This is a genomic window from Novosphingobium endophyticum, from assembly GCF_014640675.1.
Classification (GTDB): domain Bacteria; phylum Pseudomonadota; class Alphaproteobacteria; order Sphingomonadales; family Sphingomonadaceae; genus Novosphingobium; species Novosphingobium endophyticum.
In genome coordinates this window covers 1-15,986 of record NZ_BMHK01000007.1, presented here as the reverse complement: position 1 = coordinate 15,986, position 15,986 = coordinate 1, and the positions used below count along the sequence as shown (strand labels likewise).

Genomic DNA, 15,986 nt, shown 5'->3' with positions numbered 1-15,986 from the left:
GCGCAGGCACGAGGGGAGGCCTGGCGAGGCCCTGCCTAATTGCGGCAAAGCGGGTCCATGGCAAGAGGCTTTGTCAGATCGCGCTCACCCGCACTTCGCGCTCATGCCGGCGAACCTCGACGCGGATGCCGCCTTCCTCCTCGCGCGCCTCGTAAACGAAGCCCGCGCTATGCGGATTTTCCCAGTCGGCGGTCGTCTTGGGATGGCCCCCGAGGGTATGCCATTCGACAGTGTCGGGAAAGCGCGCGAACCACCCACGCCGCTTCGTCCGGACCAGTGAGAGCCGGGCGACGTGATCCTCCAGCTCGCGGTCGCGATTCTCCCAGTCGAGCCAGCCGATTGCGTTGTCCTGGCAATAGGCGTTGTTGTTGCCGCGCTGGCTGCGCCCGAACTCGTCGCCGGCGGTGAGCATGATCGTTCCAGTCGAGGCGAAGAGCGTGCCGAGCAGCGCGCGCATATCCGAAGCGCGCCGGGCCTGCACATGCGGGTCATGGGCCGGCCCCTCGATGCCGTTGTTCCAGCTGAAGTTCTCGCCGTGGCCGTCGCGGTTCCCCTCGCCATTGGCCTCGTTGTGGCGACGCTCGTAGGAGACCGTGTCGGCCAGCGTGAATCCGTCATGCGCGGCGAGGAAATTGACCGAGCGGCAGTCCGCGTGCGGCCAGTGCGGCCCGAAAATGTCGGAGGAACCGGCGAGCCGCGTCGCCAGCTTGCCGACGCCCTCCTCGCCTTTCCAGAAGCGTCGCACGTCGTCGCGGAAGCGGTCGTTCCATTCCAGCCAGTGCGCCGGGAAATTGCCGAGCCGGTAGCCACCGGGGCCGATGTCCCATGGCTCGGCGATGAGCACCCGGTCGGCAAGGACCGGATCGTCCGAGATCTCGGCGAAGATCGGCGCGGCGGGGTCGAAGCCCGGACCGCGCGCGAGTACCGGGGCGAGATCGAAGCGGAAGCCGTCGACGCCGCAATTCAGCACGAAATGGCGCATCGCATCGCGCGCGAGGCGGCGCACCACCGGATTGGCAAAGTCCAGCGTGTTGCCGCAGCCGGAATCGTTGACCAGCGCCCCGTCAGCAGCGCGGGCGTAGACCTCATCGTCCAGCCCGCGCAGCGAGAGGACGCCACCCTGCATGTCGCTCTCACCCGTATGGTTGAACACGAGGTCGAGCAGGACGCCGATCCCCTCGGCATGGAGCGCGGCGATCGTATCGCGCAGTTCCGCGACTCCGCCGGGACACAGGCCGGGGTCGAGCGCCATCATCGCGACCGGGTTGTACCCCCAGGCATTGACGAGGCCCAGAGGCGGCAGGTGGCGCTCGTCGATCCAGGCGACGACCGGCATGAGTTCCACGGCGGCGACGTTGAGTTTCCTCAGGTGCGCCAGAACCGCGGGATGCGCCAGCGCGCCCACGGTCCCGCGCAGCGCCTCGGGTACGCCGGGATGCAGCATCGTGAAGGCACGCACGTTGATCTCGTAGATCAGCCCCCCTGCGGCGAAACACGGCGCGTCCTTTGGCAGCGGTTCGCAAGGGGCCGGGACGATCGCGCGAGGCACGATGGCCGCGGTATCCTCGCCGAACAGCCCGAGGCGGCGATCCTGCACGAAGCGGCGGTCGAGTTCGACGGCATAGGGATCGACAAGCAGCTTGGCCGGATCGAACCAGCAGCCCTCCGGCGGCGCCCACCGCCCTTCGGCGCGGTAGCCGTACCGTGCGCCGGCAAGATTGCCAGGAAGCGCGATCGACCAGACCTCGCCCTCGCGGACCATTTCGTGGCGTGTCTCTACCTCGCCTTCGAAGAGGCACAGCCAGACCCGCCCGGCGCGCGGCGACCGGACCGCGAAGCGCGTCAGCCCCTCGCCCACAACGGCGCCCAGCGTGGTCATGCGATGAGCGAGCGGTAGAGATCGGCATAGGCCTTGCCGCTCGCCGTCCATGAGAAGTCGCACTTCATCGCGTTCTTCTGGACGCGATGCCAGACCTCGCCCTGGCGGTAGAGTTGGGCGGCACGCGTGAGCGCCGCCGACAACGCATCGTGGCTCACGCCATCGTGCTGGATGCCGGTGGCGCAACCGGCGGCAAGCGCAGCCGGGTTGGCGTCGATCACCGTATCGGCGAGGCCTCCGGTGCGCGACACGACGGGAATGCAGCCATAGGCAAGCCCATAGAGCTGGGTGAGCCCGCAAGGCTCGAAGCGCGAGGGCACAAGGATCGCGTCGCCCCCGCCCTGCATGCGGTGCGAGAGATCCTCGTCATAGCCGAGGCGGATAGCGACGCGCCCCTGATGACGCGCCGCGCCCTCGAACAGCGCCCGCTCGATCTCCGGATCGCCCGAACCGAGCAGTGCCAGCCGTCCGCCGAGCCCGACCAGATGGTCAAGCACCTGGGGAATCACGTCCATGCCCTTCTGCCAGGTCAGACGCGTGACCGCGATGAACAGCGGCCCGTCATCCTCGTCCAGCCCGAACTCCGCCTCCAGCGCGCGCTTGTTGGCGAGGCGCCTTTCGAGCGTGCGCCAGGTGTAGGTCTCCGCCAGCGCCTTGTCCCTGCCGGGGTTCCACCGGTCGATATCGATGCCGTTGAGAATGCCCGAAACGGCGTTTCCCCGCGCGATGATGAGGCCTTCCAGCCCCATGCCGAACGTGCCGGTGCGTATCTCGCGGGCGTAAGTGGGGCTGACCGTGGTCACCGCAGCGGCGCAGGCAAGGCCCGCTTTCAGCATCCCGACGCCGTCATGGTACTCGACCCCGTGCATAGTCCAGGCGGAGGCGGGCAGCCCCATCTGCGCAAAGGCCTTGCGATCGAACCAGCCCTGGAAGGCCATGTTGTGGATCGTCACCACCGAGGGGACAGCCTCCGTCCCAAGAGGCGCGAAATGCAGATAGGCGGGCGCCATTGCCGCCTGCCAGTCATGCGCGTGGACGAGATCGAAGCCCTGCGGCTTGCCCCGCTTCACGATCGCACCGCCGGCAATATCCGCCGCTGCCCGGCCGAGCGCGGCGAAGCGGCGCCAGTTGTCATCCCAGTCGCGCCCGGCGGCGTCGCTGTAGGGAGAGCCCTCCCGGTCATAGAGCGCGGGCGCATCGAGCACGAGCAGGGGATGTTCCCCGAGCTTGCCCGAGAGCAGCCGCGCCGACGTGCCGAGCAGCGAGTCCCAGCTATGAACGGTACGCGCGCGCGGCAGGGCCTTGAGCACCGAGGGGTAGCCCGGCAACAGGGTCGTCATCGCAACGCCGTGCTGGGCGACGGCGCCCGGCAGGGCTCCAGCAACATCGGCCAGCCCGCCGGTTTTCACCAGCGGCACAGCCTCGGACGCGACGGAAAGGACTTTCATCGGCACCGCTCAGTACCTTCCCGACCAATTGCAGAGAGGCATGCTCACGTCAGCCGGTCGATCATCGGCTTGGTAATCAGGCACACGCCGTTCTCGCTTCGGCGGAAACGGCGTCCATCGAGTACCGGATCCTCGCCCACCACCAGGCCTTCGGGAATGCGCACGCCGGAATCGACGATCGCGCGGCTGAGGCGCGCGCCGCGACCGATGTTGCAATGGGGCAGGATCACGGCCTCATTGACGCTGGCATAACTGCCCATCTTGACGCCTGTGAACAGGAGCGATCGCCGCGCCGTCGCGCCCGAGACGATGCAGTCGTTGGAGATCAGCGAGGAGATCGCCATGCCGCGCCGCCCGTCCTCGTCATGCACGAACTTCGCAGGCGCGGCGACAACGGCGTCGGACCAGATCGGCCATTCCCGGTCGTACATGTCGAGCTTGGGGACTACGTCGGTGAGGTCCAGGTTGGCCTCGAAATAGGCATCCACGGTGCCGACGTCGCGCCAGTACTCCTCGATCTCCTCGGCGGCGCGGATGCAGCTGTCGGTAAAGCGGTGGGCCTGCGCCTTGCCGTGCCTGACGATGTAGGGGATGATGTCGCCGCCGAAATCGTGCCTGGAATCCGGGTCAGCGGCATCGCGGCGCAGCTCCTCGAAGAGGAACCGGGTTTCAAAGACGTAGATCCCCATCGAGGCGAGCGCCATGTCCTCCTGTCCCGGAATGCCCGGAGGATCGGCCGGCTTTTCGACAAAGGCGGTGATGCGGTCCGCCTTGTCGACATGCATGACGCCGAAGGCGGTCGCCTCCGCGCGCGGCACGACAAGGCAGCCCACGGTCACGTCCGCGCCGGAGCTGACGTGCTGTTGCAGCATCAGCTCGTAGTCCATCTTGTAGATGTGATCGCCCGCCAGGATCACCATGTACCGGGGCGCATAGGATTCGATGATGTCGATGTTCTGGTAGACCGCATCGGCCGTGCCTTCATACCACTGCAGTTCGGAAATGCGCTGGCTGGCGGGCAGGATGTCGAAACTCTCGTTGCGCTCGGGCCGCATGAAGTTCCAGGCGCGCTGCATGTGGCGGATCAGGCTATGCGCCTTGTACTGGGTGGCGACGCCGATACGGCGGATGCCGGAATTGATCGCGTTGGACAGCGCGAAATCTATGATCCGCGCCTTGCCGCCGAAATAGACCGCGGGCTTGGCTCGGTTGTCGGTCAGTTCCTTCAAACGGCTGCCCCGCCCGCCCGCAAGAACATAGGCCATGGCGTCGCGCGCCAAAGGCTGACCGATCGGACTTCTCATAACCCTCTCCCCTGCTTCAGCTCCCGTATTCGAGCATCACGGTGGCCAGTGGCGGCAGTGTCACACGGGCAGCCCCGCCCGACACCTCGACCTGCCCCAGATTGCCGGTGCCCGAACCTCCATAATGGACCGAATCGCTGTTCAGGATCTCGTTCCACGTTCCCTCGTGCGGCAGCGGCACCCGATAGTCGCCGCGCAGCGCCGGCGTCATGTTCGCGATCACCGCCACCGGCCTTGCGCCGGGCGCCTTGCGCAGCCAGGCAAAGACCGAGTTTTCGGCATCGTCTACAATCAGCCATTCGAAACAGGCCGCGTCGCAATCGCCCGCGTGAAGCGCCGGCTTCTCGCGATAGAGCCGGTTGAGGTCCTTCACCAGGCTGCGCACGCCTTCATGGGCGGGCGCGTCGCGCAGTTCCCAGTCGAGCGCGCGCTCCTCGCTCCATTCGCGGCGCTGGGCGAATTCCTGCCCCATGAACAGCAGCTTCTTGCCAGGATAGCCCCACATCAATGCGTAGTAGGCGCGAAGGTTCGCGAACTGCTGCCAGTCGTCGCCCGACATTTTGCCCAGCAGCGAGCCCTTGCCATGGACGACCTCATCGTGGCTGAGCGGCAGCACGAAGTTCTCGGAAAACGCGTACATCAGCCCGAAGGTGATGTCGTCATGGTGATAACGGCGATGCGCCGGATCCCGGTGCATATAGCGCAGCGTATCGTGCATGAAACCCATGTTCCACTTGAAGCCGAAGCCCAGTGCCGAGGGCCTTTCCCCACCTTGCACGTCATACGCCGGTTGAGTGACGCCCGGCCAGGCGGTTGACTCCTCGGCGATGGTCATGAAGCCGGGATGCTGGCCATAGAGCGCGCGGTTGGTGGCGCGCAGGAAGTCCACGGCTTCCCAGTTCTCCCGTCCGCCCTGCGGATTGGGAATCCACTCCCCCTCCTTGCGCGAGTAATCGCGGTAGAGCATCGAAGCGACGGCATCGACGCGCAGCCCGTCGACATGGTAGCGCTCCGCCCAGAACAGCGCGTTGTTGACGAGGAAGCTCGAAACCTCCCGCCGGCCGAAGTTGTAGATCAGCGTTTTCCAGTCGGGATGATAGCCGAGCCTGGGGTCCTCATGCTCATAGAGCGCGGTACCGTCGAAGCGGATCAGGCCGTGCTCGTCGGTCGGGAAATGGGCGGGCACCCAGTCGAGGATGACGCCAACCCCGGCGCGGTGTGCCCCGTCGACGAAACGCGCGAAGCCCGCCGGCTCTCCGAAGCGCGAGCTGGGCGCGAAAAGGCCGGTGGTCTGGTAGCCCCATGAAGGATCGTAGGGATGCTCGCTGATCGGCAGGAACTCGATATGAGTAAAGCCCATATCGACCACGTAGGGGATGAGCCGGTCGGCGAGGTCATCCCAGTTGAGGAACCAGTTCCACGGATCGCGCTGCCAGGAACCGGCGTGGACCTCGTAGATCGAGATCGGCACCTTGCGCGGATCGACCGCGGCCCAATGCGCGCGGTGCGCCTCGTCGCCCCAGTCGAGCTTGGCGGGATAAGCCGTCACCGAGGCGGTGTCCGGCCGGACTTCGGACATGAAGGCGAAGGGATCGGCCTTGAGCGGTTGAACCGCGCCATCGCCTCCAACTATGTGATACTTGTAGGCGCGATAGTCGCCGATGTCCGGGATGAAGATCTCCCACACGCCGATGTCCCGGCGGCTCCGCATGACGTGGCGCTTGGGATCCCAGTCGTTGAAGTCGCCCACGACGCTGACGATGCGCGCGTTGGGTGCCCAGACGGCGAAATGGACGCCTTTCGCGCCCTCATGCTCGATGATATGCGCGCCCAGCTTGTCGAACAGGCGCTGGTGCGTTCCTTCCGCGATCAGCAGGTCGTCGAGCGGACCCAGCACGGGACCGAAAGTATAGGGATCGGTTACCAGCCAGTCTCGCCCGTCGGCCGCGCAGCGGTACCGGATAGGCTGCGGAGGGGCCGATATGCGGCCTTCGAAGAGGAAACGTTCATCCACTTTGCCCAGCATGCCAAGGAACTCGCCACCGAGGGCGAAAGCTTCGGCCTGCTCCGCGCCGGGCAGCATTGCCCGGACATGCGTTCCGGTGGGACCGGCATGGGCGCCAAGCAAGGCAAAGGGGTCCGCGTGGGTACCTTGAAGCAGGGATTCGATGGCGCTCTGGGATGGGTTCACCGGACGTTCCAGATGTCCCTGGCATATTCGGCGATCGTCCGGTCCGACGAGAACCAGCCGACATTGGCGATGTTGCGGATCGCGGCTGCCCGCCAGCCGGCCTGGTCCTCCCAACGGGTATCGACCGCGCGCTGCGCCGCGGCATAGCTGTCGAAGTCGGCCGCGCACATGAACCAGTCGTGGTCGTGAATGCCGCCGATCAGCTCGGCATAGCGGTTCGGGTCATCCGGCGAGAACACCCCCGAAGCGATCGCCGAAAGCGCCTGCCCCAGCTCAAGCGAGCTTTCGACCACCTCGCGCGGATCATATCCGTTCGCGCGCTTTTCCGCCACTTGCTCGGCAGTGAGGCCGAAAATGACGATGTTCTCGTCACCGACGCGGTCCCTGATCTCGATATTGGCGCCGTCGAGTGTACCGATGGTCAGCGCGCCGTTGAGCGCGAGCTTCATGTTTCCGGTGCCCGAGGCTTCCATGCCGGCGGTCGATATCTGTTCGGAAAGATCAGCGGCCGGAATGATGCGTTCGGCCAGCGAGACATTGTAGTTGGGCACGAAGACGACCTTGAGCAGGCCCCCTACCGAGGGGTCTGAGTTCACTCTTCGGGCAATGTCGTTCGCCAGCTTTATGACCAGCTTGGCGTTGTGATAGGTCGGCGCCGCCTTGCCACCGAAGATCTTCACGCGCGGCACCCAGTCGCGCTCCGGATGGCTGCGGATCTGGTCGTAGAGCGCGACCGTCTCGATCAGGTTGAGAAGCTGACGCTTGTATTCATGGATGCGCTTGATCTGCACGTCGAACAGCGCGTCGGGATCGAGACGGATGTTCATCGTCTGCTTGATATGGTCGGCCAGCGCGACCTTGTTGGCCCGCTTCACTTCGGCGACCCGCTCGCCCAGCGCGCCGTCGTCGGCAAGCGCATTGAGGTCGGCCAGCTTCTCCGCGTCGTCGAGGAACGCATCGCCGATCGCCTCGCGGATCACCCGCGTCAGCCCCGGATTGCACTGGTGCAGCCAGCGGCGTGGGGTGACGCCGTTGGTCTTGTTGTTGATGCGCTGCGGATAGAGGTGATGGAGATCGGCGAAAACCGTCTTCTTCATCAGCTCTGTATGCAGCGCCGCCACGCCGTTGACCGAATGAGCGCCCACGAAGGCCAGGTTCGCCATGCGCACGCGCCGCTCTCCGCTCTCGTCGATCAGCGAGATCGCCGAAATCCGCGCATCGTCGCAGCCCGCCTTGCGTGCCTCGCGCAGGATGCGGCTGTTGATCGCATAGATGATCTGCATGTGGCGCGGCAGCAGCCGCTCGAACAGCGGCAGAGGCCAGGATTCCAGCGCTTCGGGCAGAAGCGTGTGGTTGGTGTAGGACACCGTCTTCTTGCACAGTTCCCAGGCCTCGTTCAGCTCCAGCCCGTGCTCGTCGATGAAGAGGCGCATCAGTTCGGCCACGGCGACTGATGGGTGCGTGTCGTTGAGCTGGATCGCGGCCTTATCTGGCAGCGTGCGGATATCGTCGGCGTACTGGACGTGGCGGCGCACGATGTCCTGGATCGAGGCAGCGGTGAAAAAATACTCCTGCCGCAGGCGCAGTTCCTGCCCGGCGGGCGTGCCGTCGGCGGGATAGAGTACGCGCACCAGACTGTCGGCGCGGACCTGTTCCTCCAGCGCGCCGAAGTGGTCGCCGGCATTGAAGGCATCGAGCCTGATCGGGTCAAGCGGGCTCGCGGTCCACAGCCGCAGCGTGTTGACGCGCTTGCCCCGCCAGCCGACAACCGGGGTATCGACGGCGCTTGCCTCCACTTCTTCGGCCGGTTTCCAGACGACATCGTCGTCCCGGGCCAAGACCTCGCCCCCGAAACCGATCCGGTAGGAGCATTCCATCCGGTCGAACTCCCAGGGGTTGCCATGGGCCAGCCAGGTCTCAGGCAGTTCCACCTGCCAGCCGTCCTTGATGCGCTGGCGGAACATGCCGTTCACATAGCGGATGCCATAACCGTAGGCCGGAATGTCGAGCGTCGCCAGGCTCTCCATGAAACAGGCGGCGAGCCGTCCGAGGCCACCGTTGCCAAGGGCGGCGTCGGGCTCCAGTTCCTCGATCTCGGCAAGGTCGAGCCCGTGGGCGCGCAGGGCTTCGTCCATCTCGCGGGTCATGCCCATGTTGGACAGGGCATCGCGCAGGAGCCGCCCGATCAGGAATTCCATCGAGAGATAATAGACGCGCTTCGCGCCGCTCTCATAAGTGCGGTGCGTGGACTCTATCCAGCGATCGATGATCGCGTCGCGCAGCGCATAGATCGACGCGTTATACCAGTCGTGCATCTTCGCCGCGCGCTCGTTCTTGCCGATGCGGTGGCGCAGGACCCTGACGATATGCGCATCGAATTCCGATGGACCCGGGGCCAGGATGGGGGAGACAGGATCTGTTGCCATGAGCGACTCCTGAGAAAGGCCGTTCCGGCGCCGTTCCAGGCGGCCGGCCGCGGAACCTGGTTTCGCCTATACGGGGGCGATCCCCGTCCCGTTCCCAATCTTCCGCGTAATGGCTATCACAGCCCGGCATTCCGGCAAGAGCCATTGTGCAGCGCCGAAAAAATAATCGGACGCGACCGCGAGCGCCGCTACAACGCCCTGCCCCCGCCCTAGGAAATACTTGCGCCTCAAGCTAAGTCCGCCCCATGCATGACCTGATTGCGCTCATCGCCGCCGCGCGCCCGCTCTTGGAACAATAGGAATGGACGACGACTCCACCGCAGCGCCCGAAGTCACGCTGCCCGGACAGGGCACCCCGCGCGGCGCGCGTCCAGCGCCGGGTGCCAATGCTCAGCGCGAACCCAACGCCGCATTCGCCCGGAAGATCGCGGCCGCATGGAAGAAGCGCCCAAGATGGGTACGGCGCATCGCGGCCTTCATCCACCTCATCCGCATCCGCATTGCCAAAGCAGTGCTCCTGCCCCAGCTGACCCCGGACCTTGCCTATGACCTGCGCCAGACGGTGCGCAGGGAGGGCCAACTCACCAACGGCTATATCCTGATGTCCGCGCTCGCGGCGGGGATCGCGACGCTGGGCCTGCTGCAATCCTCCACCGCGGTCGTGATTGGCGCGATGCTCGTCTCGCCCCTGATGAGCCCGATCGCGGCGCTGGGCTTCGGCTTTGCCTCGCTCGACGGGCATCGCATCCGCGACGCGGCAAGAGTCGTCGCGATCGGGGCGGCGGTCGGCATCATCACCGGGCTGCTGCTGACCTGGCTCTCGCCGATCCGCAATGCCACGCCGGAAATCCTCGCGCGCACCGAACCCAACCTGCTCGACCTTGCCATTGCGCTCTTTTCCGGCATCGCCGGCGGCTATGCGACCGTGATCGGCAAGGGCGGCACGGCGATCGGCGTCGCCATCGCCACAGCGCTGATGCCGCCGCTGACCGTCATCGGCTACGGCATCGGCGTGCTCCAGCCGATGTTCACGCTGGGCGCGCTGCTGCTGTTCCTTACCAACCTTGCCGCGATCACCTTTGCCTTCGCCGTGATCGCGCGCCTGTCCGGAGCCGCCCGGCCCTTCGGCAAAGTGGAATGGACGCCCCGCTATGTTGCCATTCTGGTTACCGCTTTCCTCGCGCTCGGCACGCCGCTGTCGATGACCCTGATGAAGCTGTCGGAAGAAGCGCAGATCCGCTCCGCCGCACGCAGCGCGATCCTGGAGGCGTGCGGCGAAGAGGGCGTCACCATCGCGCAGCTCGACGTGAATTCAAGCGTGTTCGGAGAGCCTTCGGTCAACGCACTGGTAATCGCCCGCAACTACACCGCCAACGCCGAGGCATCGGCAGAAGAACTGTTACACGAAAAACTCGGGGAGGTGGTGCAGATCAACCTCCAGCAAGTGCTCGCCGCCGACGTGCAGGCACAGACCCGCGCCATGGTCGATGCCGCGATGGAGCGCACCGCCGCCGGCATCGCCGCCGACGTGCCGCCGTTCAACGCGATCCGTCAGAGCGTCGGCCTGCCGACTCGCGCGGTCTGGAGCGACCGCGCGCAGCGCACCGTCTATATCGAACCGATCCCCGCGCCCGAATGGACGCTGGCTGATTACCGCGCGACCGAGCAGCGGGCCGGCAAAGCGGTGCAGGGCTGGACCGTGCGCGTGGTGCCGCCGGCGCGCTCGTCGCTGACCGTGTTGCTCGCCCCGACCGACGCCGCGAACGCCCCCACGGGCGCGATCGGGGCGGACCTCGCGCTGTGGGCCCTTCAGCGCTGGGGCATGGGCAAGGTCACGGTCTCGGGCACCGCCGAACAGAAGCTGCCCGCGCTCGTCAAGCTGCTCATCGATGCGGGGATCGAAGCCGAGGTGCGGCCCTCCGCGCCAGCCACCGGGGCGGCGGACGAAACGGCCGGAACGGAAGCCCCGCCTCCCACCGCGACAATCCGCGTCTACGCCCTCAGTCCTTCTCAGCAGGCCGCTGAAGCGGCGCGGATCGCGGCGGAAAAGGCGGCTGCGGAGAAGACGGCGGAGAAGACGGCGGCGGAGTAGCTTCCTCCCAGGTGCAGTCCCTGATCTCGATGCCGAGGTCCGCGACGGTCTGGCGCATGCCCAGGATGTCGAAGAGCATTTCGCCTTCGCCGATACGGCGGCGGAATTCCACTTCCCTTGCGGCGCGCGCCTCGGCGTTCTCCACCGCCGCAAAGAGGAGCGCGCGCGGGATCACCAGCACCCCGTCCGAATCGCCGACGATGACGTCTCCGGGTTCGACCAGCACCCCGTCCGCGACGATCGGCACGTTGACGGCCGCTGGCCCGCGCTTTTCCGGGTGCTCGACAGAGATTGCGGTGCTCCACACCGGATAGCCCAGCGCGCGGATCGCATCGACGTCGCGCGTGGCTCCGTGGACGACGGTTCCGGCAAGACCCTTCTCCTTCGCGAACGTACAGGCAACGTCGCCCCAGAGCGCGCCCTGATGCCCACCGCCGTTGGTGAGCACGAGCACGTCGCCCGCCTCGGCGGTATGGAGCGCCGCGTGGATCGCCAGGTTGTCGCCCGGATAGTTCCACGCGGTCACAGCAGGCCCGCAGACCTTCTGCCCCGGCGCGATTGGCGCCATGGCGGGGCTCATCAGGCCCATGCGCCCGGCGACGGCGCCAAGCCCCTCGTGCAGGTCGGCAATGCCGAATTTCGCGGCGCGCGCGATCAGGGCGGCATCGGGGCGCGGAACCTTGCTGTAGATGACGGACTTCGTGGGCTGCGTCATTGCAGGACCTCCGGGTTGATCAGCGTGTCCGGGACCTCGCCCCGGCTAACGGTTTCGATGACTTTCGCGACGTTCAGCGCCATGTCCTTCATGCCCGCCTCGGTGACGCCCGCGACGTGCGGCGAAAGCAGGCAATTGGGCAGGCCGAACAGGGGATTGTCGGCGGCCGGCGGCTCCGCGTCGAACACGTCGATCCCCGCGCCGGCGATCTGGCCGGCACGCAAGGCGTCGGCCAATGCCGCCTCGTCGACGATGCCCCCGCGCGAGCAGTTCACGAGGATGGCATGCGGCTGCATCAGGCCAAGCTCAAGCGTGTCGATCATGCCGCGCGTGCCCTCGGTCAGCGGCGTGTGGATCGAGACCACGTCGCGGGCGAGCACGCCGGCAAGGTCCATCGGCTCCACGCCGGCAGCGCGGATCTCTTCGCCCGGCACCATGGGATCGTACGCGCCGACCTTCGCCCCAAAGCCTGCTATGCATATCCTCGCAACGTGGCGGGCGATCCGGCCGAAGCCGATCAGGCCGATCCTCGCGCCGGTCAGGTCGCCCAGCCGGATGCCCCAGCGTTCATCCCAGCGATTCTCGCGCGCCAGTGCATCCATCTCGCGCACTTGCCGCAGCAGCGCGAGCATCATTGCGACCGCGCCCTCGGCAACGGCCGTGGAATTGTTGCCGCCCGGCGTGTTCGCGACCATGATCCCGCGCCGGCTCGCGGCAGAAACGTCAATGTTGTCGACGCCCGCCCCGTGCTTCACGATCGCCTTGAGCCGGGGCATCGAGCCGAAAACATCCTCGCCGAGCTGACTGGTGCGGATCACGATCACGCTGGCATCGACAAGTCGCGGGTCACCGCGCCAGCCTTCTGCCCCGATCACGTCATGGGTGGCGGCGATGCGCTCCACGCCCATAGGATGGATAGGGTCGATAATGCATACGAGTTCGCGCAAAACTGTAATCCTTCGCTCTCTTCGAGCCGATTATGTATACGATACGGCATGTTTCTCGATTTCGTTTCGTGAAAGGTCTTTCGCGCGAGGTCAACACCCGTTACGCCCGCCCCCATAAAAAGTATCCGATCCAGGAGAGCACGATGTTCGCCGCCCCGCCCGCCGTCACCGCCGAAGTCTTCTGCCGCATTCCGGACGGGTTCCGCCGCTTCGGCGAGACGACCGAATGGGCGCGGGTCCAGCTTCACGGCGCGGCGGCGCCGGTTTTCCTCGAAGGCCCGGTGTTCGACGGACAGGGCAATCTGTGGGTCACCGACATACCCTGGGGCCGCCTCTTCAGGATCGCGCCGGATGGCACCTGCGACGTGGGTTTCGAATACGACGGTCAGCCCAACGGCATGAAATTCCTGCGCGACGGGCGCCTGCTCGTCGCCGACCACCACCGGGGCATGGTCATCTGCGACCCGGCGACCGGCAAGACTGAGCCGTGGTTCGAGCGCTACCTGCTCGAACCGTTCCTGGGCTGCAACGACCTGACCGTCGCGAGGAACGGCGATATCTATTTCACCGATCAGGGCCAGTCGGGCTGGCACAACCCCAACGGGCGCCTGTTCCGCGTGCGCGCCGGGACCGCGCGTCTGGAACTGCTGCTGGACGGCATCCCCTCGCCCAACGGCCTCGTGCTCAACAAGGCCGAGACCGCGCTGCTCCTCGCCGTCACGCGGGCCAACGCGATCTGGCGCTGCCCGCTGCTGGGCGACGGCGCCGTTATCAGCAAAGTCGGCACGTTCATCCAGATGTCCGGCGGCTCCGGTCCGGATGGGCTCGCCATCGACGAGAACGACAACCTTGCGGTCTGCCACGTCGGGTTCGGCGCGGTCTGGCTTTTCAGCGATCGCGGCGAGCCCATGCTCCGCATAGATGTGCCCGAAGGCCGCTATACCACCAATGCCGCCTATGGCGGGCCGGACAACAGGTGGCTCTACTTCACCGAATCCAGCACCGGGACGGTCTACCGCGCGGAGATGCCCGTGCCGGGGCGCGAAATCTATCCGGCAAGCGTCTGATGAGACGGAACCGGAAGCCTCGTCGGGCGTTGATGACGGCACTTTGGTTGAGAGGGAATCCCGATGAAGACAAGATACCTCATTCTCGCCTCGGTTGGCGGCCTTGCGCTCGCCGGTTGCGCCCCCAAGGAAGAACCGCCTCTGCCGCCGCCTCCACCACCGGGCGCTGTCTCCGGCTCGGTCGCGGCCGACAGGGACGGTGACGGCATCGTCGACGGCTATTACACGCAGGACGGCGTCTATCATCCGAACTACGTGCCACCGCCGCCGCCTCCCCCACCGCCGCCGAGCACGACCGGTGAGCGCGGCTAAAGGGTAGAGCCGACACACGATGATTTTCCGCCAGTGTTCCCGTGGCCTCGTCTCGGCCGCGTTGTTCAGCGCGTTGGTGATCGCAATTTCCGGTCAGGCTCATGCCCAGGCAGAAGCCGAACAGGTCGCTGCGTCCCGCGAAGCTGTCGTGGCCAGCGCTATCGCCCGGGAAGCTGGCGGAAAAATCGGGAAGTTCTACAAATCCCGCGACTATCGCCCGATCTGGATCGACGGCGATCTGATCGGGTCCGACTCCCAGGTCCTTCTGCGCTACCTGGACGATGCCGGGCTCGACGGCCTCAGAACCTCCCGCTACGATCCGGACGATCTGCGCGAGGATATCGCCCGCGCCGACAGCCACGACGCCAGGGATCTTGCCGAAGCTGAGGTCGCGCTGTCGAAAGCCTTCGTCCGCTACGTGGAAGACATGCGCCGCACCAGGGATGTCGGCATGGAATTCGTCGGCGACGAGCTCAAACCGCCGCGACTGAGCGATGATGCCATCTTGCGGGTCGCGACCCGCAAGGATTTCAGCCGCTATCTCGCCAACATGGGCTGGATGAGCCCGCACTACACCCGCATGCGCGAGCTGCTGCGCTCCGCCCTTGCAAACGGGGTCGACACGCGCGTGGTCGAGACTGTGCGCCTCAATCTCGAACGGGCGCGCGTGCTGCCTTCCGCGGACGTGCGGCACATCGTCGTCGATGCGGCGACGGCGAGGCTCTGGTACTATCAGGACGGCGAGGAAGCCGGTACGATGCGCGTCGTCGTCGGGGCACCCGAAACACAGACACCGATGCTCGCGGGCCGCATCAACTATGCGATCGTCAATCCCTACTGGAACGTTCCCGACTATCTCACGCGGAGCAACGTAGCGCGCAAGATCCTGGCCGGCCGCACGCTGGAATCGATGCACATGCAGGTGCTCTCGGACTGGAGCGCCAATCCACGGGTCATCGATCCGGCCACGGTCGACTGGCAGGCGGTCGCCGCCGGGCAGCAGGACGTGCGAGTCCGCGAACTGCCGGGGCCGTGGAACTCGATGGGCAAGGTCAAGTTCGTTTTCCCCAACGATCACGGTATCTATCTGCACGACACGCCCAACACCGACCTGCTGCGCAAGGCCGGCCGTCATCTCAGCAACGGCTGCATCCGTCTGGAAAAGGCGGCGGAGCTGGGCAAGTGGATGCTGGGCAAGCCCGTCACCACCAAGAGCAAGGAGCCCGAACAGGCGATTGCGCTGCCGGCGCCGGTGCCGGTCTACCTCACCTATCTGACCGCCACGACCGCGAAGAAGCGCGTTGCCCTGCTCGACGACGTCTACGGGCACGACAGATAAGCCCGTAAAACGATCGGCCGAGCGCGCCCGNATCGCGCAAGTAGCGCTCGACCGGCCAGTCCTTCGTATAGCCCGCGCCGCCCAGCGCCTGCACCGCCTCGCCCGCCACGCGAAACGCGCTTTCGCTGGCGAGCAGGATCGCCCCCGCCGCATCGAAGCGGGTGGTGCGGCCGGCATCGCAGGCCCGCGCCACGGCATAGACATAGGCGCGCGCCGATTGCAGCGCGACGTACATGTCCGCGACCTTGGCCTGGATGAGCTGGAAG

At 66.2% G+C, this 15,986-nt stretch carries 11 protein-coding genes and 1 pseudogene; 4 read left to right on the top strand and 8 right to left on the bottom strand.

All coding sequences use genetic code 11. From position 1 onward, the window contains the following. Positions 1-73: 73 nt before the first annotated feature. From glgX to IEX32_RS06810, 5 genes are read right to left on the bottom strand one after another with little or no spacing between them, the layout of a single operon-like run. Positions 74-1,879 carry a glycogen debranching protein GlgX gene (gene glgX, locus IEX32_RS06830; protein ID WP_188769817.1) on the bottom strand — a complete coding sequence of 602 codons (1,806 nt, stop codon included), beginning with the start codon at positions 1,877-1,879 and terminating at the stop codon, positions 74-76. Next, entirely contained in the window at positions 1,876-3,333 is a 1,458-nt protein-coding gene (gene glgA / locus IEX32_RS06825; protein WP_188769815.1) for a glycogen synthase GlgA, read from the bottom strand. Before glgA ends, glgX begins: the two co-directional genes overlap by 4 nt. Before the next feature lie 38 nt (positions 3,334-3,371). Further along, positions 3,372-4,631, bottom strand: coding sequence for a glucose-1-phosphate adenylyltransferase (gene glgC, locus IEX32_RS06820; RefSeq protein WP_188769813.1), 1,260 nt, complete (start codon positions 4,629-4,631; stop codon positions 3,372-3,374). A 16-nt stretch (positions 4,632-4,647) separates the two neighbouring features. Then, a complete protein-coding gene (gene glgB / locus IEX32_RS06815; protein WP_188769810.1) occupies positions 4,648-6,822 on the bottom strand; it encodes a 1,4-alpha-glucan branching protein GlgB in 2,175 nt (724 codons plus the stop codon). After that, the gene (locus IEX32_RS06810; RefSeq protein WP_188769809.1) at positions 6,819-9,248 is read right to left on the bottom strand and encodes a glycogen/starch/alpha-glucan phosphorylase; all 2,430 of its coding nucleotides are present in this window, start codon (positions 9,246-9,248) and stop codon (positions 6,819-6,821) included. The genes glgB and IEX32_RS06810 overlap by 4 nt, the downstream gene beginning before the upstream one ends. A 301-nt stretch (positions 9,249-9,549) precedes the next feature. Between IEX32_RS06810 and IEX32_RS06805 the strand changes: the two genes are divergently transcribed. Next, positions 9,550-11,340, top strand: a complete 1,791-nt coding sequence (locus IEX32_RS06805; protein WP_188769807.1) for a DUF389 domain-containing protein — start codon at positions 9,550-9,552, stop codon at positions 11,338-11,340. On the opposite strand, the gene IEX32_RS06800 is transcribed toward IEX32_RS06805, so the two are convergent. Together IEX32_RS06800 and IEX32_RS06795 are read right to left on the bottom strand one after the other, a co-directional pair. After that, positions 11,249-12,055, bottom strand: a complete 807-nt coding sequence (locus IEX32_RS06800) for a 4-carboxy-4-hydroxy-2-oxoadipate aldolase/oxaloacetate decarboxylase (protein ID WP_188769805.1) — start codon at positions 12,053-12,055, stop codon at positions 11,249-11,251. The two genes, IEX32_RS06805 and IEX32_RS06800, sit on opposite strands and share 92 nt — an antisense overlap. Beyond that, positions 12,052-13,002 carry a hydroxyacid dehydrogenase gene (locus IEX32_RS06795; protein WP_229736210.1) on the bottom strand — a complete coding sequence of 317 codons (951 nt, stop codon included), beginning with the start codon at positions 13,000-13,002 and terminating at the stop codon, positions 12,052-12,054. The genes IEX32_RS06800 and IEX32_RS06795 overlap by 4 nt, the downstream gene beginning before the upstream one ends. Positions 13,003-13,145: 143 nt before the next feature. On the opposite strand from IEX32_RS06795, the gene IEX32_RS06790 reads away from it, so the two are divergent. The 3 genes from IEX32_RS06790 to IEX32_RS06780 all read left to right on the top strand — a co-directional run bounded on the left by IEX32_RS06790 (position 13,146) and on the right by IEX32_RS06780 (position 15,720). After that, positions 13,146-14,069 (top strand): SMP-30/gluconolactonase/LRE family protein, encoded by a 924-nt coding sequence (locus IEX32_RS06790; protein WP_188769802.1) that lies wholly within the window; start codon positions 13,146-13,148, stop codon positions 14,067-14,069. A gap of 63 nt (positions 14,070-14,132) precedes the next feature. Continuing rightward, positions 14,133-14,381: a hypothetical protein gene (locus tag IEX32_RS06785; RefSeq protein ID WP_188769801.1), complete on the top strand. Its 249-nt coding sequence runs from the start codon at positions 14,133-14,135 to the stop codon at positions 14,379-14,381. 19 nt (positions 14,382-14,400) lie between these two features. Further along, a complete protein-coding gene (locus tag IEX32_RS06780) occupies positions 14,401-15,720 on the top strand; it encodes a L,D-transpeptidase family protein (RefSeq protein WP_188769799.1) in 1,320 nt (439 codons plus the stop codon). A 19-nt stretch (positions 15,721-15,739) separates the two neighbouring features. On the opposite strand, the pseudogene IEX32_RS06775 reads toward IEX32_RS06780, so the two are convergent. After that, a pseudogene (locus IEX32_RS06775) lies at positions 15,740-15,986 on the bottom strand (acyl-CoA dehydrogenase family protein); the annotation flags it as partial.

Excerpts from the sequence above, each read along its gene's own strand:
- IEX32_RS06790 (WP_188769802.1), top strand. The coding sequence starts at position 13,146 with ATGTTCGCCGCCCCGCCCGCCGTCACCGCCGAAGTCTTCTGCCGCATT.
- IEX32_RS06780 (WP_188769799.1), top strand. The coding sequence starts at position 14,401 with ATGATTTTCCGCCAGTGTTCCCGTGGCCTCGTCTCGGCCGCGTTGTTC.
- glgX (WP_188769817.1), bottom strand. The coding sequence starts at position 1,879 with ATGACCACGCTGGGCGCCGTTGTGGGCGAGGGGCTGACGCGCTTCGCG.
- IEX32_RS06805 (WP_188769807.1), top strand. The coding sequence starts at position 9,550 with ATGGACGACGACTCCACCGCAGCGCCCGAAGTCACGCTGCCCGGACAG.
- IEX32_RS06800 (WP_188769805.1), bottom strand. The coding sequence starts at position 12,055 with ATGACGCAGCCCACGAAGTCCGTCATCTACAGCAAGGTTCCGCGCCCC.
- IEX32_RS06785 (WP_188769801.1), top strand. The coding sequence starts at position 14,133 with ATGAAGACAAGATACCTCATTCTCGCCTCGGTTGGCGGCCTTGCGCTC.
- IEX32_RS06810 (WP_188769809.1), bottom strand. The coding sequence starts at position 9,248 with ATGGCAACAGATCCTGTCTCCCCCATCCTGGCCCCGGGTCCATCGGAA.
- glgC (WP_188769813.1), bottom strand. The coding sequence starts at position 4,631 with ATGAGAAGTCCGATCGGTCAGCCTTTGGCGCGCGACGCCATGGCCTAT.